Origin of the sequence: Paenibacillus sp. PDC88, from assembly GCF_900106725.1 — a bacterium.
Lineage (GTDB): Bacteria > Bacillota > Bacilli > Paenibacillales > Paenibacillaceae > Paenibacillus > Paenibacillus shunpengii.
In genome coordinates, this window is record NZ_FNNT01000009.1 from 142,161 (window position 1) to 161,340 (window position 19,180).

Sequence of the window (19,180 nt, forward strand, 5' to 3'; positions counted from 1 at the left end):
TCCCCCCTCTTATGAGCTGCTCTTGCGTTTCGTCATCACGAACGAGGCAACCGACAACAAAATAATGATCACGAACAAGCAGAAGGCAATGGCTGCTCCATAACCAAAACGCGTGCTTTGGAAAGCAACATTGTACAGATACATAATGCTTGTCATCGCTGCCCGGTCAGGTCCCCCTGTTCCGTTCGTCAGTGTAAAAGGCTGATCAAAGATTTGAATGCCGCCGATGATGGACGTAATGATCTGGAACAAAATAATCGGGCGCAGCATAGGAACGATGATGTGAAGGAAGATATGCTTCTTCTCCGCGCCGTCAATTTGGGCCGCTTCCTGCAAGGAAGGGTCGATGCCCTGCAGGCCTGCAAGATAGATCACCATGGAGTAGCCAAAATATTGAAAGAACAAGATCGCCGATACGATCAGCCGCATGAACCAAGGATCGTTCTTCCAATTGATCGGATTCTCAATGAGACCCACCTGGACTAGAAAGTGATTGAGTCCCCCGGACTGCCAATCAAAGATCAAGCTCACCAGCAAACCTAAGGAAGCTGCAGTGACGATGTTCGGAAAGAAATATACGGCCCTAAAAAAATCTCTTCCCTTGAGAAGCTTGTCATTTAGGATAAAAGCCAATACCAGCGACACGGTCAGCTGAGGAACTACCGATATTCCCCATATGAATAACGTATTAAACAGTGTCTTCCAAAAGAGCGGATCCTGCACGACCGCCGCGTAATTGCCAAGGCCGACGAACTCCGGCGTCGTAATTCCGTCCCAGTTGGTGAAACTGATGTATAAGCTGTACAGAATCGGATAAAGTCCAAAGATGAGAAAAATGATGAAAAACGGAGCAATAAAATAATAACCATAGTGGTCTTTGCGTATGGACTTAGCAAACATTCATTGGTCCCCCCCGTCATCGGTTTCCTATTTACGTTCTTTCGTATTCAGCATTTCACTCCAATCCTTCGAGCTCTGGAAATCTCAATTTGACGTCGCGTTTAATCCTCTTTACCGCTTCCTCCTTCGTTTGAATGTCGTTGTTCAGATACAGCTGAAGGACGTTTTTGAATATATCATTGTTGATCACCGTGTCATATTTCGTTCTTTCATAGACAGGTACGTCTTTTGCTGCTTCTGAGAAGAACTCAAAATGCTTCTGCCCGCCAAGATAATCCGACGTTACTGTCTCTGCCAGCTGATCATTCACGATCATGTTGCTCGTAAAGTAGTCTTGTTCCTGTGCCAGCTGAGACAGAAATTCGTGGTCAAAGTTATAAAACTCAATAAACTTCCAGGCCAGATCCTTCTTGTCACTATTGCTGTACATGGCAATATAGGTTCCACCCGAGCTGAATCCAGTGGGTCCTTTAGCGAGCCCCCACAGGCCAGAAGTGTCCGGAGCATTGGCCTTAAAGGTGTATTGAAGCCCCCAGGTGGCTGCTGGGTAAAACATAACGGTGCCCTTCTGCATGGAGGCAGCGGAGCCTGCACTTCCTTCTTCATATTCCGCAAGCACCTTACGTTCTCTCGCTTCTCTAACAAGGTTCAGAATTTCCAGATACGTATCATCCATGACAAACTTGCCGTCTTGTACCCAAGGTATTCCGTCATAAGAGTTCGAGATCGCGTTCCAGTTCGCCAAAGCATGGACTTGGTTGCCGCTCTCCTGCTGTACCCGTTCGCCGATCTCAAAGATTTTGTCCCATGTGTCAATTTGCTTGCTGACCTCTTCGGGATCATCTGTCCCCAAGTATTCCTTCGCCAGATCCCGCCGGTAATAGATAGCTCCCGGAGTTGCCTGATAACCAATTGCTCTAACATTTCCTTCACTGTCTTTCTCATTGGCCTGGACAAAAGGATACTGCTCAGGAAGCAGTTCGTCCGCATGGTAAGGTGCCTCCGACAGATTTTGCAGGTAAGGCACATCAATCAGCTCTCTAATGTTAGCGTTTTCAATCATAAAGACATCAGGTGCCTTGGAGCTGGTCTGAAGTGCCGACTTCAGCTTGGTGATATAGAAATTACCCGGAATGTTGACAAAATTAACCTTAATGTCCGGGTACTTCTCCTCGAACTTCTCAATCGCATAGCCGGCTTCATCCGTGAAGCTCCACACCGTGATCTCGTTATCATTAGATTCGGCCAAGGCCTGGAGCTGACAGCCTGACAGCAATACGGCTGAGCATAGAAGTACAAGCAGCACTAGATGATGGCGTTTAACCTGCGGCTTCCGGTGACGAGAAAATAGATTCATGAGCTCCCTCCTTCAATTAAGGAAACGCTTACATTTTATTCGATTATATTGATTTTGAAGTAGGCTTTCTTCACCAATATTGTTCATCATCCTTCATATTTTGCGTTGTTTGTTTTATGCTTCTTTCGAAAATCGGACGGGGTGCAGTTATTATATTTTTTGAACAGGCGGTTAAATGAGTTAATATTGTTAAATCCGTGGCTTACCGCAATATCAAGAATGGAATCCTCACTGAACAGCAGCGCCCATTCCGACTTGATAATTCGAAAATGATTCAAATACTCCATCAGCGTGATGCCCTTAATGTCCTTGAACAGCTTGCAGACGTAAAATTTACTAAATTTAATATGATCAGCGACCTGATCCAGCTTGATATTCTCAGCGTAATGCTCCTCCAGATATTCACATACCCCCTCAATAAACTCAAACTTCTTCGAGGTTGTAATTTGCCAGTTAAGCGCATCGGAATCCTCACTAGGATCGATTGTGCGCAGGAGCTGTACAATAAAGTCATACAGCCTTGCAATCATGGCCCATTTATAACCTGCCTGTCGGTTGCTCTCTTCCGCTGAAAGCGCACTGAGGTATTCTCCTAATGCTCTCTCTTTACATGTCGAAGCAGGAATAACGGTTGTTTTATTAAATAACTGCTTCATACCAAGCCAATCTGTGTCTTCTATAAAGCTGCTCGTAAACAGCTCCATCCGAAACAATATAATGGTTAAATTCTGTGTTCCCGGCAAAAAACAATGTACATCCCCAGGCTTGATCACCAGCACATCGCCTTTTTGAAGCTCATAAATACTGCTGTTCACGCCAATACGCCCATAGTTCCCTTTGACAAATACCATCTCAACCTCTTCATGCCAATGTGCTGCATAGTTAAATTGATCACCCGTATGAATAACCCTGATAGGAAAACCTTCTGTCATATGACCTGTTTCAAGAAATGTCGGTACGCCCATTCTCTCCACCCTTTCCTATTCGTTTTTATCACACTACCTTATTATAGTTATGCTCCCCCGGTTCGTACCAGCAAAAATATAAATAAGCCGCTGTCTTCAATATAAATGAAAGCAGCGGCTTATCAACTTCACTATGATTTTTTTAACACGTATAACTATTAGGAGTCAACTTTTGATCGGAATTCACGACGGTTAAGTTCGTTAATCACTTCATTATATCTTCAAAGTAATTCTTCACTTCCTGAATGCTCTGCGTACGAAGTACAATTTCGTGATTATCGGTAATTAACATCGTCGGAATCTCTTCAACATCCACCCGTTTCGCTCTAATCTGGTCATCGGCAGTATTGATGTCATACAATTGTATACCTTGAATAACCTCCAGCAAATCCTCACTTGAGTTCATATACTCAAGCAGCTTGTTATCTAGCTCTCTGCTCGAATCGCGAAACAGATGAATTATGTACATCCCTTCTGTATCGGATAGAAAATAAGAAAGCTCAGCTTCCTTGCTGCTCCCGCTGCAGCCTGCAGCACATAGGAACAGAAGCACAACGAGCAACTTGAATTTTCTCAATTGAACCTCCACTTAATCAAGCACAATGGTCTTGTTCATTTCAGCCCAGGTAGCAGGACCTATAATTCCAAGACGCCATAGAGCAATGCCTTTCAGATCATATCGCTTCGCAAGACCAATCTTCGTATTAATGCTAGCTGCAGTTTCGCTGCCACGGGATATCCCCAGAATAAGCTTATCCTTGTCAACCTGCTTCAGTGCCAGCTGTATGGCTTCATCCACCTTTGCCACGGGCTCAGGACTTTTTTCATCTCCATAGGCATACGCCATGATGACAAGATCATCCGCAAGATTTGAGAGCGTCTTATAGTCATAGCCTTGATACACGCTGTTCAGTGCATGCACAATGACGGTCAGCTTCATGTCTTGCTGCTTGGCTCTTAAAGACAGCTCTTTGACAAATGCATTATAATCGCTCTTTACCTTGGATTTATCACCAGTCATCCCGAGTCCTTCGAGGTCCAGTGCAATGCCTTTGAAGCCTTTTTCTGTTGCTGCCTCCATTATGCTGTCTATCGTTTGACTTCGCAGTTCCTTGTCTTCGAGGTTCTTCGTCAGCTCCAGCATGCCATCTACGGAATATACCATGAGAAAGGGAGTTGTTCCTTCCGATGCAGCATCATTAATAATCGATTCACCAGTAATCTCTCCTGATGGAGCTGGCCATCTGTACTCATCCCCTGTTAACGTAAAATTACCTTCTCGATCAATACGGCTCCAGCCAAACGCGGCAGCGTCAAAATGATGGAGATAGGAAATTTCATCAAAGGAACGCAGAGCATAATAGCCAAGCGTGTACATCTCTTCTCTAGGCGATGTAATGGATACCGTCTTGGACGCTTGGTTCCAGCCTACGCCCGCACCAAACTGCTGACTGAAGAAGCTAAGTGGAATCATCGTTGTATTGCTGATTGTCCTCGGGGCTAACGTTAATGAGACGTTTTGTCCGTTTACTTTTGCTGTCTTGCTGCCGAGAGTGAGTTCAACTGTCTTTTTAATGCCATCCGACAGCTTGGAAGCCGTTATTTTCTTGGCCTTCTGGTTCCATACCACGTTGATCCCAAGCGCTTCGGATATGGCTCTGAAAGGGACCATCGTTGTTCCGCTAATGACGACCGGCTCTACTGGAAAAGGCAAAGGATAATTGTCCAGCATAATCTTCACTTGATTGGTGCTCGCCGCTTGTGCAAACGGAGCTGCAGCTCCACCTGCTGCTGAACCTAATACAATGGCGCAGCTGAGCAGTATTTTTCCCCATTGCTTCATTTCTCGCTCGTCTCCCATTCTGAGTCATTATAGTAAAAGCTGTATCTATCAACGCTGCATATTTTACTATAATAATAGAAGAAATAGGTTAATTTTCTTTAATCTGATAACACATCTCTTCATATTTGTTGCATTTACAACAATTATGAGGTAAGTTTATTATGTGATTTTTGTTGTATATGCAACAATAAGTTTAAGGAGTTGAGTTATGACGGAGATTCTTCGTGAAATTGGAATGATAGCAAGAGCATTAGATTCTATAAGTAATATCGAGTTCAAAGAATACGATCTGACTAAAGGCCAATATCTGTATCTAGTGCGAATTTGTGAAAAACCCGGAATTATTCAAGAAAAGTTGGCTGAAATGATTAAAGTAGATCGAACTACAGCAGCTCGTGCTGTAAAAAAACTCGAAATGAGTGGCTTTATTGAAAAAAAAGAGGACAAGCATAATAAAAAAATAAAGAAACTCTTTCCTACAGAAAAAGGAATGACTACTTATCCTTTTATTAAGGAAGAGAACGATTATTCTGAACGTGTTGCTTTAGAAGGGTTCTCAGACATAGAAACAGAAAACATGCTTCACTTTCTCAAAAGAATAAGATCAAATATCGAAAAAGATTGGGAATATGTAAAAAGAGGAAAAAAAAGAATTTATTAAAAATACATTGGGATGTGACATATTCATATGGTTGTTAACATAAAAAAATGCACTCGTGAAGATGTGCTCCTGCTCCAAGAAATAAGTATTGAAACATTTAATGACACATTCAGAAATCAAAACTCACCAGAAAATATGAATTCCTATCTGGCAAAAGCATTTCATTCCAAACAGTTGGAAAAAGAACTGTCCAATATTTCATCTGATTTCTATTTTGTTTATTTCAATAATGTAACCGCTGGGTATTTAAAGATTAATATCAATGATGCTCAATCTGAACTAATGGGTGATGAATCACTTGAAATAGAAAGAATATATATCAGGAACAAATTTCAAAAACATGGCCTTGGCAAGCAATTGTTAAATAGAGCTATTGAAATAGCATTAGAACGTAACAAAACAAAAATTTGGTTAGGTGTTTGGGAGAAGAATGAGCCAGCCATCGCATTTTATAAGAAAATGGGATTCGTCCAAACCGGATCTCACCCTTTTTTGATGGGCGATGAAGAGCAAATTGACCTTATAATGTCTAGACCCCTTTCATAAGCAGCTCAAGCGACATTCTAAAAATAAGAAAAAGCCAACCTTGTTTAAGGCTGGCTTGAATTTACATATTACAGGTACAAGGCGTCTACGTAAGCTTGATCCTCTTGACCTTTGGGAGTATACCCTTCTTTTATTAACGTACGAATCGTTGTTTCCTTGAGCACCCAGACTAAATATTTATTCAATATCGCCCATAGGAGAATGCCCAGCAGGAAAAATGGAATGAGCGAGACGGACATAATTATGGAGAAAAAGAGCAGCATGATCTGCGCAAAGATAAAATACAAAATAATGAGGCTTGGAGCCAGCATTTTACTTGCCCTCACCTGACGATATACTTTAAACAGCTTGAAGGATGCTGTCCAATTCAGCTTGCCCTTTGCTTTGACAGGCACTTCAGCCGCTGTATCTCCCTTTAACATATAGAGCAGTGATTTTTGGTCTTTTCTTCTTGTTCAACGAATGGTTCCACCTTTTTGATATGAGATCTGATATTGTATGCTAGTGTTTCGCTACCACTTCTACAATACCACATCCGAATTCAATATTGAAATATGCGCAGGATCTAGAGATCTCTCACAGCCTCATGCAATATACGAAAGGATTCCTTGCGCTTATCCAAATCGTAGATAAAGGACAATGCCATCAGCTCATCGAACAGATACTGTTCCTGCAGCTCGGTTACTTTTCTCTGTATAGTTTGCTTAGAGCCTATGATATGAGCCTGTTTAATGGAGTCCACTAGTTCCTTGTCACGCAGAGACAGATCGGCTTCATTCCAGGCTTCCGGACTGTCCATTCGCAGCACTCTCCCTTTTCTCAAATAAAAGGTAAACTGTATGGAAGTCTTTGCAAGCTCCTCCGCTTCTTCATCCGTATCTGCCGCGATCACCCGAATCGCCGCCAGCCCGTAAGGATCATGAAGACCCTCATGAGGTACAAAACTCCTTCTATATTCACGGAAAGCGGAATAGAGCTGCTCCTCCTGCCCTGGTGAGAAATAAGCAAAGGCGTACCGAAGACCCATGGATGCGGCAAGCCGCGCACTGGAGCGACTCGTCCCGAGAAGCCACAGCTCCGGAATGAACTGAGTACGTGGGGTGGTCATCAATCCTCTTAATGGATGGGACACAGGGAGTACTCTTCCTAGATATTCTTGCAGACTACGCAGCTGATCTGTAAAGGTATCCGGGTCTCGAAGCTGCAGGTCCTGTAACGCCTTAGTCGAATTCGGTAAACCACCAGGGGATCTGCCTACCCCCAAATCCACTCGATTGGGCGCAAGCGCAGATAGTACTTTGAAATTCTCAGCGACCTTGTACGAACTGTAATTTTGCAGCATAACACCGCCTGAACCAATCCGCATATTTGACGTCATCGCGGCGATATAACCGAGAAGCACTTCTGGCGAAGAACCGCCCATCGCATCGGTGCTATGGTGCTCAGCTACCCAATACCGTGTATATCCAAGTTGATCAGCAAACTTTGCCAGCTGGGCCGTTTCGTTAAAAGCCAATTCAGGAGTGCCCTTCACTTTCAGCGGTGTTTGATCCAGTATACTGACGCGCATTGTACACTCCTCCTTCTGTCTTACATGTTGATTTTAAGATGCTGAGTTACGTTAATTGCACCTTCTATGTATTATAAAAGATTATGACGGATGCTCCTAATTCAGAAATTTAGTTTACATAATGTTTAATATGTAGAGTATAATTATAGATCTTGGCAAAAAAGATCCGCCATATAGGCGAATCCCCTTTTAAAATTCATTTTAACCTTCAATTATACCTTTCTCGATCAGAAAATCACGAGCCACATCATCTTCAAGCAGGGCATCTACATCCACACATTTCCTGCTCCGTCAGGAGGCACTCCAGCTCATTGGCAATCCACTCCAGCTCAGGATACTGTTCAAGTGTTTTGAGGCGACATTTGTTTACATAATATTTATTACGAAAATCGAAAATATCCGTTATACTTTTTTTCTAAATCGCATCTCTAGTTGATCTAGTTTACATTCATTGATAGTTTATATAAAAACAGACATATTCTCTCGTTATGAGTGAACATGTCTGTCTTTGTCTTGTTCCGGTTGCATTTTTTGATGAATAAAATGGGCCGTTCGATCGTACATTTCTCGTCTCCCATTGCCACGATCACATCATCATCTCTTATTTCAACATAAGGGCCAGGCGAGATCGAATCTGCCTTAATTGTAATTTCCTCAGGCCGGTAAGAAATTCCCCGTTTACAATCCTTTTAAAGCAATCGGCTATGAATTAAATAAAAATGTTATCGTCTGAATTAAATTGAATATTGATTCACTTATTAGTTTACATAATATTTATTACGGAAATTGAATTATCTACTGTTACCAGCATCACTATAATCAGGAACGACAATATCTAGCATAGCCATCGCCTGCTCCTTCTCCCGATTCGTAACGTGAGTGTATACGGTTGTCGTCTGAATCGACGAATGACCCAGCAATTCCTGCACTGTACGCAAATCAGCGCCTTTACGAAGCATCATCGTAGCAAAGGAATGCCTGAGCTTATGACTCGAATAGGATACGTGCTGTGCAGGAGGTACATCTTTCTGAAAACGCTCAAACGCTTCAGAAGCAATGAGCTGTATCGTACGTATGGACAGCCTTCTCCCCTGCTGGGATACGAACAAAGCATCCTCCTTCGACTTCCGAGGTGAAATCCTTTTATAGATCACATTCTTCAGCACTTCACCAACAGCATCGGGTACAGGAAGCAGCCTCCACTTACGGCCTTTGCCGAATACACTCAGCGTTTTTCTCTCGGCGTTGTAATCACCTAAATTGAGCAAATGAACCTCACCTACACGAAGTCCCATATAGCCCATGAGCAAAAAGATCGCCAAATTCCGTTCCCGGTATTTCCCCTCTACTGATGCCATGAAACGTGATAGATGCTGTTCATCCATAAAAACAGGAACTCTATTCTTCTCTGTCTTGGATTTCTTAATTCCAGCCGCCGGATTAACCGTAAGGAGCTCCAGCTCAATTAGAGCTTTGAAAAAGCAATTCACGGCTGCATGCTTCCGATTCCTAGTCGCATCACTAATACCACGGTCACGTGCCTTGGATAAGAAGGACAGCACCTGAAGCCGTTTTACCCGATCAATCGGTTTTCCTTCCAGCGTCTCTAAAAATTCAGATACATCACTCTTGTAAGATTTCACGGTATAACCTGTGTAGCCCGCATCCTTCAACCAGATGTCAAAGGCCTCGAGCTCCTCCGTATAAGTATCCTGTATGTAATCTGTCATCATGCTCGTCTTCACCACTTTCTAAGCTGCTATTAAACTGACCAAGTGATCGAGTGCAGATATAAAAATAGATTAAATCAAAAACTGCGTATAATTTATATTATACGCAGTTTTTTTGTGGAAAGAAAGCGGAATTAAACGCTAAAAGCTGTATCATATCCTCATCTGACACAGCTTTTTTGAATGGCTATGTTCCTCGTTGGATTGAATTATCAGTGTCTCATCGGTACCTTATTATACATGTATTGAAAATGCGGCATAAATAAGCAACAATCCCATAAGTACGTTAAATGGCCTCTCGTTCTTGGCAAGAAAACGTTGAAACAAAGATCCAAACATAGCCCAGCTGGAAGTTGAAAGGAAGGAAATAAAAGCCAAAAAGATTGAAAACAAAATAAGGCTTAAGCTCGAATTATAGTGAGGAAGGATGTAAGTAGATACCGCTGTCAGGCCGTACAAAATCCCTTTCGGATTCATAAACTGCAACAACACGCCTGTTAAGAAAGTGTACGGCTTCGTCTCCTCTTCCTTTTTTTGTGGCTTGCTCCTCATTATGCCGATCGCCAAATAGATCATGTACATACTACCTATAATCGCCAACGCGAATTCGATCTTGGGTATAAATCGGAACAAGAGAAGATTAAAACAACTGCAGAACAGCATAACTACAAAAAATCCGGTCATTACGCCGCAACTAAAAGGCAGTGTCTTTTTATAACCGTATCGTGACGCATTCGACATTGAGAGGATATTGTTTGGCCCTGGAGTAAAAGAGCCTACGAATACATAAATCAAAAAAGACATGAAGAGCATATGTTTTTCACCCCTATGTATGTTATAATTATACAAAATGTGCGTTTTAACGTACACAATTACGCTTTATATTGTACAGTATAGACGTTATAAAGCACAACAGACGAAAGGAGAATTTTTTTGAATATTAATTCTGTGCTTGCCAAAAATTTGAAGAGTTTGCGGAATCAGAGAAAGCTTAGTCTCGATAAAGTCTCTGATCTAACAGGGGTCAGCAAGACGATGTTAGGCCAAATTGAACGCGGCGAGTCCAGCCCAACGATACAAACGGTATGGAAAATAGCGAACGGATTAAAAATTTCATTTACCTCGTTAATTAACGAGCCTGCCGAAGATACGGTGATCGTGTCCAAAAACGAAACGAAAGCGATCTATGACGATAATGAAAAGTTTAGAGTATACCCTTATTTCCCTTTTGAAGACGGCAGGCGTTTTGAGGTTTATTCGCTTGAGATCGATAAAAGTGGCTATTTGAGTGCTGAGCCTCATGAGGAAGGAACGGAGGAATTCATCACCGTATTCGATGGTCAGTTAACGGTTCGGTTTAACGGGGAGGAATATACATTGAACGTTGGAGACTCCATCCGGTTTCGTGCCGATCGCGAGCATGTGTACCACAATTCAGGACCCGAAATCACCCGTGCCAGCATGATTATTTATTATTCGAATTCTTGAGAGGATGCAGGTAACAATCGCTAATGAGATCGGCTATCAAAATATTTTCTTGGACAATAAGAAAACAGCTGGCTCCTTAACCAGCTGCATCTAAGTTCTGTAGGAAAGAGATCTCTTGTTTTGTCATTTTCCTCAATCAGGACATTCATTACCTCTAGTGTACTGATGAACCCATTCTTTTATTTGAAGGGCAACTTGAGTGACATCCGTCTCCGTAGTATCAATTGTAGGCATGGGTGGATTATAAGCCTCGCCAGCAATTTCAAGCAATCGAGCTGCAAAGTTAAGATGGTTCTGAATCTCTTCCTCTGGCCAATTTCTCTCACGAAGGCGTTTTTCCCGTGTTACATCATGACAATGTAGGTTCAGATAATACACATGCTTAAAGAACGAAAAGTCTGCACATTTCTCAATATCCCAAGGCATCATGGTTCCGCATATAATCGTCATACGTCCACTCTCCGCGATATTTCGGGCAACTCTCAGCCAAATATTTCGGATCTTCTCCCAATCGTGCCCAACAAAATCAACAAGATGATCAGGATCAAAAATATCAAATTCAGGCATTATTCTCCGCAGATCCTGAATTACATAGGATTTCCCGGAACCGCTTGCACCCGTTACGATAAATAAAGGTAATTTACTCTCCATTGATTCAACCTCGATTCATCTTATTAAGCTGTTAGATCTTCTTTGCAAAATAGATCCACAATGCAAAAAACACGATCAAAACAAAAAATAAAGCAGCCATTAAGGTATAGAATATCATTGTGTTGAAGAAACCGGCGATGACAGAGGCCATCCCAAGACCTACAAGAATGATGACCATACTGAGTGAGCTGGCACTCTGAAGAATCACTGCATTCCGCTCGTCCTTCTCTTCGATATACAGCTTCTTCAGCTCTGCTTCATTCTTGATGGCTTTAATATACCTGGCTAGAAAAAACACAATGCACAATTCAACACCGATAAATGCCCCCGTGTGAAATCCTTTTATAAAACTAGGTAAATCAGGCAGACCACCTCGATAAAACACAAGTCCCGCATAGATCAATAACATAGCAGCAGCTACCACCGACAGTGCGTTCTTTCGAGTTCTTATTTGAACCTTGTACTTCTCCATTACATTTCCTCCACTTCGCTGAAATCAAACACTTCTTCAATGGTAAGTCCAAAATATTGAGCAATTTTGTAGGCAAGAACGAGGGAAGCCGTATATTTTCCCGTTTCAATGGAGGTAATGGTTTGCCGGGTCACCCCTACAATGAGCCCTAGTTCCTCCTGCGACAGCTTATGTTGCTTACGCAGTTCAGCAATTCTCGTCTTCAATTGACCACTTCCTTGCAATGTTTACTTTGCAATTTTAGAATAGTTTACTTTGCATTTTATGTCAAGCATACTTTGCATCTTATCTGGTAATTATATTTAATCCATCCTTCTCATTTACTAAATCAGATCGCTTCTAGACATTTTTCTCGGGAACAAGTAGTTTAGTATAGATACTGTTTAAGGAGGAGAAGGATGATTTATTTACATACTTTTTCATTTCCGAATGATGACATGGAATTTGATTTTTTCATGAATATAAAGAGAACGTGCTATGACTCATTTTATCCCTTCAAAATCATGTCCAAAAATGGCTTACAGGTCATTGATTTTGAGCCGGTGACGATTCTATACGGCGGGAATGGTTCAGGGAAGTCCACTGCATTAAATGTGATCGCAGAGAAAACGGGAATTCAACGTGATTCTATCTATAATAAATCTAATTTTTATCCTGATTATGTGCGTATGTGCGAGATGCATACCAGAGCAGACATCCCAGAAAATAGTAGGATTATTACTAGTGATGACGTGTTTGACTACATGTTGAATATTCGAAATCTTAACGAGGGGATTGATCATAAACGGGAAGAATTGTTCAAAGAATACTTGGATGCGAAATATTCGCAATTTCAGATGAGATCTATGGAAGATTACGATCAGTTGAAGAAAGTAAATACCGCTAGAAGTAAAACACAGTCCCGATATGTGCGAAGCACTTTGATGGATAATGTAAGGGAATATTCTAATGGGGAAAGTGCCTTCCGCTATTTCACTGAAAAAATCGGAGAAAATGGACTCTATATTCTGGATGAGCCAGAGAACAGTCTCTCTCCACAACGTCAGCTGGATTTGATGAAATTTATTGAAGATTCTGCTCGTTTTTTTGGCTGCCAGTTTATTATCTCTACACATTCCCCTTTCCTGCTATCCATGAATGGAGCAAAGATCTATAACCTGGATGAAAATCCTGTGAAGGTGAGACACTGGACCGAATTAGATCATGTTCGCACATACTACGAATTCTTCAAAAAGAATGAGAATGCCTTCAATTAATCAGATAAATGGAACATTCCTCCACTCCCCTGCGTCAGTTCTTATATGACAACCCTTTGGAGGTCGAAAATGCGAGTATCTATAACTGGTCTCACTTTATTATTCATCCTCATGCTGCTGTCTGCTTGCTCTTCCAACGTCGATTACACACCGGATGAGATCGTTAAGACGGAGAAATCGGTTACCGCAATCAAAAGAATTGATGATTATCAGATAAGACTGAAAACAAATTTAGTGAATGAACAAACGGCTCAATTGCTGCGATTTCAAGCTGGTCTCCGATATGTGGGCAGCGAATCTAAGATAGAGATCATGCATGGCTATGATATACACCGAATTGATCTGCAAATAGACGACCAATCTATTCTTCCACCGAGTTCCTCTGAGAGTATTGCTATACCTACCCTGTTGACTAAAAATGAGTGGCTTGAGGAGAACATGGAATTGTCAATGAATGAAGATCAGTTTGAGCGGATGATCAAATCAGACGGGGATATCGTTCTGTATTCCTATTATTTTGAGGATGGCAGAACCAAGGTGGAGAACATGACCCGAGCGCTTAGCATTAAAATGTCCGACATTTTTCAATAATGAACAAATGATGATTAGCGATAGCTTGACACACCTCTAAAAGAGAACCCGGATCTATGGAATTCATACAGCAGAAAAAACAGCAGCGACAATTAGTCACTGCTGTTATGAACTGGCGTTTACCCTCACCCGGGATAAAAGCAACTATTATTCTTGAGTTAACGCATTCCAATAAGTTACCCGATCGAGAGCCATACGAGATTTTGGCAAACCAGGCTTCGCTGCTTTACCTATGGATATGAGCATGACGGGAACTAGATGAGAAGGTATCTTAAACTCTTCAATAAGACGCTCATGTGAGAAACCACCCATAGGTACACTGTCATAACCTCTTGCCTTTGCAGCCAGCATCAACTGCATGGACACCAGACCTCCGTCAATCTCAGCTGTACTCCGAGCTGTTTCTTCTGACATCGTACGGTAATATTCTAACATTCTTGGTACGTAAGCATCCCGAGCTTCCTGAGGCATGCCCAGCTCTACAGAACGATCATAGATCTCATCTGCCCGTTTATATGCTTCTTTGTCTCCTAGTACAATAATTGTCGCTGCGGAATCCACGACTTGTTGCTGGTTATTTGCGATCGGCTTGAGTGTCTCTTTGACTGCCGGATCGTTAACCACAATAAAGCGCCATGGCTGTAAGTTGGACGAAGAAGGTGCAAGCACGGCATCTTCAAGAATGGCTTTCAGTTCTTCTTCTGAAATCGTAACACTCGGATCGTAGCTGCGAATAGATTGACGTTCACGAATCAAATTAAAGAAATTGGCTTGTATATCCTGGGTCATTTTGTAATGCCTCCCTAATATCTGTAATTATTATAATTACGAATTGAAACGAAAATAATATAATGCAAAATTTAATTTTTGTCAACTTATTTTCAACCTATATCGTGTCTATATCTCATTGATAAGTATAGACTTCAGTGAATCGGGCACGATGACCATACGTGTTATTAACCGGCTTTAATTCGATCACATATGCTAAATTATTTGATGTTCAGTACCGCCTTCAAGGTCGATTGTATCGTCGGATATTTAAATTCAAAGCCTTCTTCCAATAACCGTTCTGGTACAACCCACCTGCTCTTCAGTATCAATTCTGTCTCCGTTCGAATAACAATAGCCCCCATCTCCAGCATCCACTTGGGGGTTGGAATCCCTACAGGGACACGCATTGTCTTCCTCATCTCGTGCATTAATTCACGATTAGTCACCGGATACGGAGCCGATGCATTAAATACACCTTCGAGATCTTCGCGGCTCTGTATATACTGCACTATGCGGAACAGATCCTCGATATGGATGAAGCTGAATTTCTGATTGCCTGGCCCCTGCTTGCCCCCTAGCCCAAATCGCGTCAAATAAATATAAGGTGTCAATACGCCTCCGCCCGGTCCGAGAACAATAGCAATACGTAAAGCAGCCTGCCTTGTATGAGGCAGAACATAGCTAAAGAAGGCTTCTTCCCATGCCTTAGCCACCTCCACAGAAAATCCCGTACCTAACTCACCTGATTGTTCCGTCATCGGTTTGTCCTCAGCGTGACGGTAGATCGTTGCCGTGCTTGCGTTAATCCACAGAGCCGGGGGCTTGCGGCAATGGAGTACCGCCTCTCCAAGAATCCGAGTTGTGCGCGTACGCGACTCCATGATCTCCTTCTTGTTCGATGCATTGTATCTGCAGTTTACCGACTTACCGGCCAGATTAATTAACAGATCTGCACCATCCAGTGCCTGAACGATTCCGGCATGATCTTGCCAAGAAATATGACCTTGCTGTCTAGAGATGATGAACACATAATATCCCAGCTGCTCGAAACCATGTTGGAAATATTGGCCGATAAAGCCAGTCCCTCCTGCAAGAACGACCTTCTTCATACGCTCACCTATTTTCTCATTGATAAGATCTCTATTGGATTGGTTCATTCGTTCATAGTTCAAGCGCTATTCTTACATCATCATTGATTAAGAGTCACTAACCCCCATTTGTCCAGTGCAACAAAGATTGCAAAGAACAGGAGAAACAGCACGGGCTGGGCTGCAATAAATAACATCGTCGGATTTAGCAGCTTGTTGAAGCGGAAGACATACTTTTCTACAATTATAAAGACGACGGTTAGGATCACTGCTACCCCGATACCAATCAGAAGCATTCCTGCTCCTGGTCCAGGAACCGCTTGACCTATGTCAGGCAAGTATTTCATAACGAGCTCGAACCCTGCCGCTCCTCCTGCGAATAGTAGAATCAAACCGATAATATACCGAAGCCTTGATACATATTGCTTAGATAACGTAATCAGCCTGGATACGACGACTGCGTTTCCCATTGCAAAAACGATTAATAAGATGGAAAATGCGATCGTATCCACATTCAGTTCAGAAGTATATAATTCCATTATTTTCATCTGCCGTCATTCCTCTTGTTGTCATTTGTTTATGTTCCCTTGCTGCGTACACTGTAATATCTCATTGCTCTAGGTACACCTTGTATCTCTAGTTTGCCACTGTAGATCAGCTCTCTCAGCCGGTATTCGATGAATGCATCACCTGTATACTGTCCGGAATGTCCGATCACTTCGCCAATGACTCTAGCAGCCTTCAGGAACTCCCCATTGGGCTTATCCTCTTCAAGTATACGAACCTTCTCCAATATAAAATCATCAAAATAGGTCACCTCTACTGAGATCAGCTCACCAAATGCCCATATTCGGAGCACATTTGTGCTCTCAGACAGTGACTGCCATTCTTGCTCATAAGAACGTCTCTGCTCAGCTGTAACTAGAACATGCTTGGATGGATCTTGATACACTCGCGATAAATCTCTTGATGGGATCTCTCCTGTATGGGAATAGAATTGTAATACACCCGGCTGATCTTCTTTCTGTTCATTAGCGGCTGGAGCATCCAGTATATACAAATGATTAGAGCGATCCTTTAATAACCAGCTCACAAATCGCAGTCCGGTCTGCTCGTGTGCATTATTGCTGCACCATATATATATCGCAGCATCTGCAGGTAGGGATTCAATAGAAGGATAATGCCCGTCCCCGACATTCTCAAATTTTGGATCCAGATGCTGACGAAACCAGGCTCTTCGATGTTCCTTCCCTTGCTCTTCAGCCAGCCGCCAGATCGGACCTATGGAGAACACTTCATCAAACTGCAGAATTCGATCGATGTCACGGGAGCCATGCTCTCGTATCATTTGTTTCACACTACCGGCAGCAGATGCGTCGAATACGATATGTATATTTTTCGTGTTCTCATCCGGCATCCAGCTTCGTCTCTGAGCTATCTGCTGGTTTTGAGTATTCAAAACAGCCTCATAAATGTTCAGCATTCGATCATACAATTGTTCCTTCAAGATGTCTTGCTCTTGTGCCATCTGCATATGGATCATGAAGTGAAGCATCAGGGTCCTGAGCTCGGATTCGTTCATCTGCTCAACGGTCCGTTTTAATTGATCGAGATCAGGCATCTTGGTCCCCCCTATTTATGCATTTGCCTATCTATTATAAACGCGCTTTAATTGAAAAAGTATCGTTATCGTTATAAATAGGCACCGTGACTTGTTATTGAACTGAACGCTGGAAACAAAAAACGAGAAGAGATTGCTGACCTTCGCAATCCTTTCTCGCTCGTAAAATCTCTTATTTTGCATCATACGATGCTTGGAATTCCTCAATAACCTGTGAACCTCCTGCTTTTAGCCATTTATCTACTTCTGCCTGCCAGCCGGCTTCGTCAATCTGTCCCATAATGTATTTCGTTTGGGCATCACTGATTAAGAGGTCAAGCTCATTTCCTCTTTCCATATAGGTTGCGGATGTGAGACCTAGGCTGATGTTCGGCACCACGTATTTAGCGTTCTCCTTCGCCATCGCGGTCCCTTTTTCACCTTGAGGCGTATCCTTCAGCGGCTTCACATGATAGCCCTCGATATTGAGCAGATTGTCGCGATATGGCTTCACTTGCTGCTGGAATAGGGCAAAATCAATAAACTCCGTCCGGCCATCCTCCGTTTCCTTATAGTGCACATCCTTGATGCCTCTCATCAGCAGGGTCGAAGACGGTTCATCCAGCAGGGCATTAATAAATTCAAGCACTCGCTTCAGCTCTTCCTCAGACTTCACCGCCTGCTTCGGAATGGCCAAGAATCCATTATGCCCTGGCTCACCAGCAAGTCTTATACCTTCGGGTCCTGTCCAGGCCGCATTATCCACGACATAGCTTGGGTCGGTTGCAGTAAGCCGCTCATACTGACTCTTCAGGGCTTGGGCGACCGCATTTCCAAGACCGGCACGGCCTGAATCGAACAGCTTTCCTGTTTCCGTACCGTCCATCACCGCAAAATCCTGATTGATCAAGCCTTCCGCATACATCCGTCTGAACATATCAAGCACATCCACATACGGTGTGGTCATGAACTCGGGTGTAATTTTACCATCGACAAGCCCCCATTTATTTACTCCCCCGATACTAACCGCAAGACGTGTCGTTACTGCGGAATGTCCCGTATTGTAGCCTTTGTCGAGCACAAATCCGTAGGTGTCATCCTTACCGTTGCCATCCGGGTCCTTCTGTACCATCGCCTTCTGCAGCTCATACCACTCATCCAGATTGTCCGGCAGCTCCATACCCAAGGTCTCGAGCCAATCGCTGCGGTAGTTATAAGAAGCACGTCCCATGTCACGGAATAACGGAATGCCGTATATTTTCCCTTCAACAGAGATGTTGTTGTAGTGATTCGGATCCTGCGCCTTCAGATTTGGATAATCGTCAATATAAGGTCCCAGCTCCCAAAATAGTCCGGATTGCAGTGCGCTAATTACAATGGGTACGTAATTCAGCTTCATGATCATCGGCATCTCATTTGAAGCAATCATGACACTGACCTTCTCATCATAGGCAGAGGACGGAACCCACTGAATACTTAGGTCTGTATTCGTATATTCCTCAATTGCCTTCTCTACATCACCGCTCTCCGGAATTTCCCCAACCTGAACAATCGCCATACTAATGGGAAACGGACTGTCTCCATCAACAGCTGCACGGCCATCATCGGAAGTGCCGCATCCTGCAAGTAATAAGGTGGTGGACAGCGACATTACACATGCACCCGAAAGTAAGCGCTTAACTTTTTTCAAA

At 42.8% G+C, this 19,180-nt stretch carries 22 protein-coding genes; 5 read left to right on the forward strand and 17 right to left on the reverse strand.

The features are described 5' to 3' along the window. Window positions 1-9: 9 nt before the first annotated feature. From BLW49_RS23010 to BLW49_RS23030, 5 genes are all read right to left on the reverse strand, one after another. Complete coding sequence (locus tag BLW49_RS23010; protein ID WP_090727106.1) at window positions 10-900, reverse strand: carbohydrate ABC transporter permease; 891 nt, start codon at window positions 898-900, stop codon at window positions 10-12. Window positions 901-955: 55 nt separating this feature from the next. Next, window positions 956-2,257: an ABC transporter substrate-binding protein gene (locus BLW49_RS23015; RefSeq protein WP_090727108.1), complete on the reverse strand. Its 1,302-nt coding sequence runs from the start codon at window positions 2,255-2,257 to the stop codon at window positions 956-958. An 86-nt stretch (window positions 2,258-2,343) separates the two neighbouring features. Then, on the reverse strand, window positions 2,344-3,222 hold the full coding sequence (locus BLW49_RS23020; protein WP_090727109.1) for an AraC family transcriptional regulator: 879 nt from the start codon (window positions 3,220-3,222) through the stop codon (window positions 2,344-2,346). A gap of 205 nt (window positions 3,223-3,427) precedes the next feature. After that, entirely contained in the window at window positions 3,428-3,799 is a 372-nt protein-coding gene (locus tag BLW49_RS23025) for a hypothetical protein (RefSeq protein WP_090727110.1), read from the reverse strand. A gap of 12 nt (window positions 3,800-3,811) precedes the next feature. Continuing rightward, window positions 3,812-5,065: a stalk domain-containing protein gene (locus tag BLW49_RS23030; protein WP_076310730.1), complete on the reverse strand. Its 1,254-nt coding sequence runs from the start codon at window positions 5,063-5,065 to the stop codon at window positions 3,812-3,814. Window positions 5,066-5,273: 208 nt separating this feature from the next. On the opposite strand from BLW49_RS23030, the gene BLW49_RS23035 reads away from it, so the two are divergent. Both BLW49_RS23035 and BLW49_RS23040 read left to right on the forward strand, forming a co-directional pair. Beyond that, a complete protein-coding gene (locus tag BLW49_RS23035) occupies window positions 5,274-5,726 on the forward strand; it encodes a MarR family winged helix-turn-helix transcriptional regulator (RefSeq protein ID WP_090727112.1) in 453 nt (150 codons plus the stop codon). Window positions 5,727-5,753: 27 nt separating this feature from the next. Beyond that, window positions 5,754-6,272, forward strand: a complete 519-nt coding sequence (locus tag BLW49_RS23040) for a spermidine/spermine N(1)-acetyltransferase (protein WP_076310732.1) — start codon at window positions 5,754-5,756, stop codon at window positions 6,270-6,272. A gap of 68 nt (window positions 6,273-6,340) precedes the next feature. On the opposite strand, the gene BLW49_RS23045 is transcribed toward BLW49_RS23040, so the two are convergent. The 4 genes from BLW49_RS23045 to BLW49_RS23060 form a co-directional block, all read right to left on the reverse strand. Further along, window positions 6,341-6,667, reverse strand: coding sequence for a hypothetical protein (locus BLW49_RS23045; RefSeq protein WP_143042150.1), 327 nt, complete (start codon window positions 6,665-6,667; stop codon window positions 6,341-6,343). Window positions 6,668-6,837: 170 nt separating this feature from the next. Continuing rightward, window positions 6,838-7,842: an LLM class flavin-dependent oxidoreductase gene (locus BLW49_RS23050; protein WP_090727115.1), complete on the reverse strand. Its 1,005-nt coding sequence runs from the start codon at window positions 7,840-7,842 to the stop codon at window positions 6,838-6,840. A 791-nt stretch (window positions 7,843-8,633) separates the two neighbouring features. Then, window positions 8,634-9,575, reverse strand: a complete 942-nt coding sequence (locus tag BLW49_RS23055) for a tyrosine-type recombinase/integrase (protein ID WP_090727116.1) — start codon at window positions 9,573-9,575, stop codon at window positions 8,634-8,636. A 231-nt stretch (window positions 9,576-9,806) separates the two neighbouring features. Then, entirely contained in the window at window positions 9,807-10,385 is a 579-nt protein-coding gene (locus BLW49_RS23060) for a LysE family transporter (protein WP_076310736.1), read from the reverse strand. A 120-nt stretch (window positions 10,386-10,505) separates the two neighbouring features. Between BLW49_RS23060 and BLW49_RS23065 the strand changes: the two genes are divergently transcribed. Continuing rightward, window positions 10,506-11,060 (forward strand): helix-turn-helix domain-containing protein, encoded by a 555-nt coding sequence (locus tag BLW49_RS23065; RefSeq protein WP_090727118.1) that lies wholly within the window; start codon window positions 10,506-10,508, stop codon window positions 11,058-11,060. 132 nt (window positions 11,061-11,192) lie between these two features. Here BLW49_RS23065 and BLW49_RS23070 read toward each other — a convergent pair whose 3' ends face one another. Genes BLW49_RS23070 through BLW49_RS23080 form a run of 3 tightly spaced genes read right to left on the reverse strand, consistent with a single transcriptional unit; the run spans window position 11,193 to window position 12,389 of the window. Next, complete coding sequence (locus BLW49_RS23070) at window positions 11,193-11,711, reverse strand: DEAD/DEAH box helicase family protein (protein WP_076310738.1); 519 nt, start codon at window positions 11,709-11,711, stop codon at window positions 11,193-11,195. Between the two features lie 31 nt (window positions 11,712-11,742). Further along, window positions 11,743-12,183, reverse strand: a complete 441-nt coding sequence (locus tag BLW49_RS23075; protein ID WP_090727119.1) for a hypothetical protein — start codon at window positions 12,181-12,183, stop codon at window positions 11,743-11,745. Then, window positions 12,183-12,389 carry a helix-turn-helix transcriptional regulator gene (locus BLW49_RS23080; protein WP_076310740.1) on the reverse strand — a complete coding sequence of 69 codons (207 nt, stop codon included), beginning with the start codon at window positions 12,387-12,389 and terminating at the stop codon, window positions 12,183-12,185. The genes BLW49_RS23075 and BLW49_RS23080 overlap by 1 nt, the downstream gene beginning before the upstream one ends. A gap of 192 nt (window positions 12,390-12,581) precedes the next feature. Between BLW49_RS23080 and BLW49_RS23085 the strand changes: the two genes are divergently transcribed. Together BLW49_RS23085 and BLW49_RS23090 are read left to right on the forward strand one after the other, a co-directional pair. Beyond that, on the forward strand, window positions 12,582-13,439 hold the full coding sequence (locus tag BLW49_RS23085) for an AAA family ATPase (RefSeq protein WP_090727121.1): 858 nt from the start codon (window positions 12,582-12,584) through the stop codon (window positions 13,437-13,439). A gap of 69 nt (window positions 13,440-13,508) precedes the next feature. Continuing rightward, window positions 13,509-14,030 (forward strand): hypothetical protein, encoded by a 522-nt coding sequence (locus BLW49_RS23090; RefSeq protein ID WP_090727123.1) that lies wholly within the window; start codon window positions 13,509-13,511, stop codon window positions 14,028-14,030. Between the two features lie 147 nt (window positions 14,031-14,177). Here BLW49_RS23090 and BLW49_RS23095 read toward each other — a convergent pair whose 3' ends face one another. The 5 genes from BLW49_RS23095 to BLW49_RS23115 form a co-directional block, all read right to left on the reverse strand. Further along, window positions 14,178-14,819 carry a nitroreductase family protein gene (locus tag BLW49_RS23095; protein ID WP_090727124.1) on the reverse strand — a complete coding sequence of 214 codons (642 nt, stop codon included), beginning with the start codon at window positions 14,817-14,819 and terminating at the stop codon, window positions 14,178-14,180. Between the two features lie 200 nt (window positions 14,820-15,019). Beyond that, window positions 15,020-15,910, reverse strand: a complete 891-nt coding sequence (locus BLW49_RS23100) for a TIGR01777 family oxidoreductase (protein ID WP_090727126.1) — start codon at window positions 15,908-15,910, stop codon at window positions 15,020-15,022. 80 nt (window positions 15,911-15,990) lie between these two features. Continuing rightward, window positions 15,991-16,437, reverse strand: a complete 447-nt coding sequence (locus tag BLW49_RS23105) for a hypothetical protein (RefSeq protein WP_090727127.1) — start codon at window positions 16,435-16,437, stop codon at window positions 15,991-15,993. Window positions 16,438-16,466: 29 nt separating this feature from the next. Continuing rightward, window positions 16,467-17,510, reverse strand: a complete 1,044-nt coding sequence (locus BLW49_RS23110; protein ID WP_090727129.1) for a DUF1835 domain-containing protein — start codon at window positions 17,508-17,510, stop codon at window positions 16,467-16,469. A 172-nt stretch (window positions 17,511-17,682) separates the two neighbouring features. Beyond that, the gene (locus BLW49_RS23115) at window positions 17,683-19,140 is read right to left on the reverse strand and encodes an extracellular solute-binding protein (RefSeq protein ID WP_371264618.1); all 1,458 of its coding nucleotides are present in this window, start codon (window positions 19,138-19,140) and stop codon (window positions 17,683-17,685) included. Window positions 19,141-19,180 lie beyond the last annotated feature (40 nt).

Coding starts and splice junctions, on each gene's coding strand:
- BLW49_RS23075 (WP_090727119.1), bottom strand. CDS start 12,183: ATGGAGAAGTACAAGGTTCAAATAAGAACTCGAAAGAACGCACTGTCG.
- BLW49_RS23070 (WP_076310738.1), bottom strand. CDS start 11,711: ATGGAGAGTAAATTACCTTTATTTATCGTAACGGGTGCAAGCGGTTCC.
- BLW49_RS23010 (WP_090727106.1), bottom strand. CDS start 900: ATGTTTGCTAAGTCCATACGCAAAGACCACTATGGTTATTATTTTATT.
- BLW49_RS23030 (WP_076310730.1), bottom strand. CDS start 5,065: ATGAAGCAATGGGGAAAAATACTGCTCAGCTGCGCCATTGTATTAGGT.
- BLW49_RS23110 (WP_090727129.1), bottom strand. CDS start 17,510: ATGCCTGATCTCGATCAATTAAAACGGACCGTTGAGCAGATGAACGAA.
- BLW49_RS23095 (WP_090727124.1), bottom strand. CDS start 14,819: ATGACCCAGGATATACAAGCCAATTTCTTTAATTTGATTCGTGAACGT.
- BLW49_RS23100 (WP_090727126.1), bottom strand. CDS start 15,910: ATGAAGAAGGTCGTTCTTGCAGGAGGGACTGGCTTTATCGGCCAATAT.
- BLW49_RS23105 (WP_090727127.1), bottom strand. CDS start 16,437: ATGAAAATAATGGAATTATATACTTCTGAACTGAATGTGGATACGATC.
- BLW49_RS23090 (WP_090727123.1), top strand. CDS start 13,509: ATGCGAGTATCTATAACTGGTCTCACTTTATTATTCATCCTCATGCTG.
- BLW49_RS23060 (WP_076310736.1), bottom strand. CDS start 10,385: ATGCTCTTCATGTCTTTTTTGATTTATGTATTCGTAGGCTCTTTTACT.
- BLW49_RS23050 (WP_090727115.1), bottom strand. CDS start 7,842: ATGCGCGTCAGTATACTGGATCAAACACCGCTGAAAGTGAAGGGCACT.
- BLW49_RS23040 (WP_076310732.1), top strand. CDS start 5,754: ATGGTTGTTAACATAAAAAAATGCACTCGTGAAGATGTGCTCCTGCTC.
- BLW49_RS23055 (WP_090727116.1), bottom strand. CDS start 9,575: ATGATGACAGATTACATACAGGATACTTATACGGAGGAGCTCGAGGCC.
- BLW49_RS23115 (WP_371264618.1), bottom strand. CDS start 19,140: ATGTCGCTGTCCACCACCTTATTACTTGCAGGATGCGGCACTTCCGAT.
- BLW49_RS23085 (WP_090727121.1), top strand. CDS start 12,582: ATGATTTATTTACATACTTTTTCATTTCCGAATGATGACATGGAATTT.
- BLW49_RS23020 (WP_090727109.1), bottom strand. CDS start 3,222: ATGGGCGTACCGACATTTCTTGAAACAGGTCATATGACAGAAGGTTTT.
- BLW49_RS23035 (WP_090727112.1), top strand. CDS start 5,274: ATGACGGAGATTCTTCGTGAAATTGGAATGATAGCAAGAGCATTAGAT.
- BLW49_RS23015 (WP_090727108.1), bottom strand. CDS start 2,257: ATGAATCTATTTTCTCGTCACCGGAAGCCGCAGGTTAAACGCCATCAT.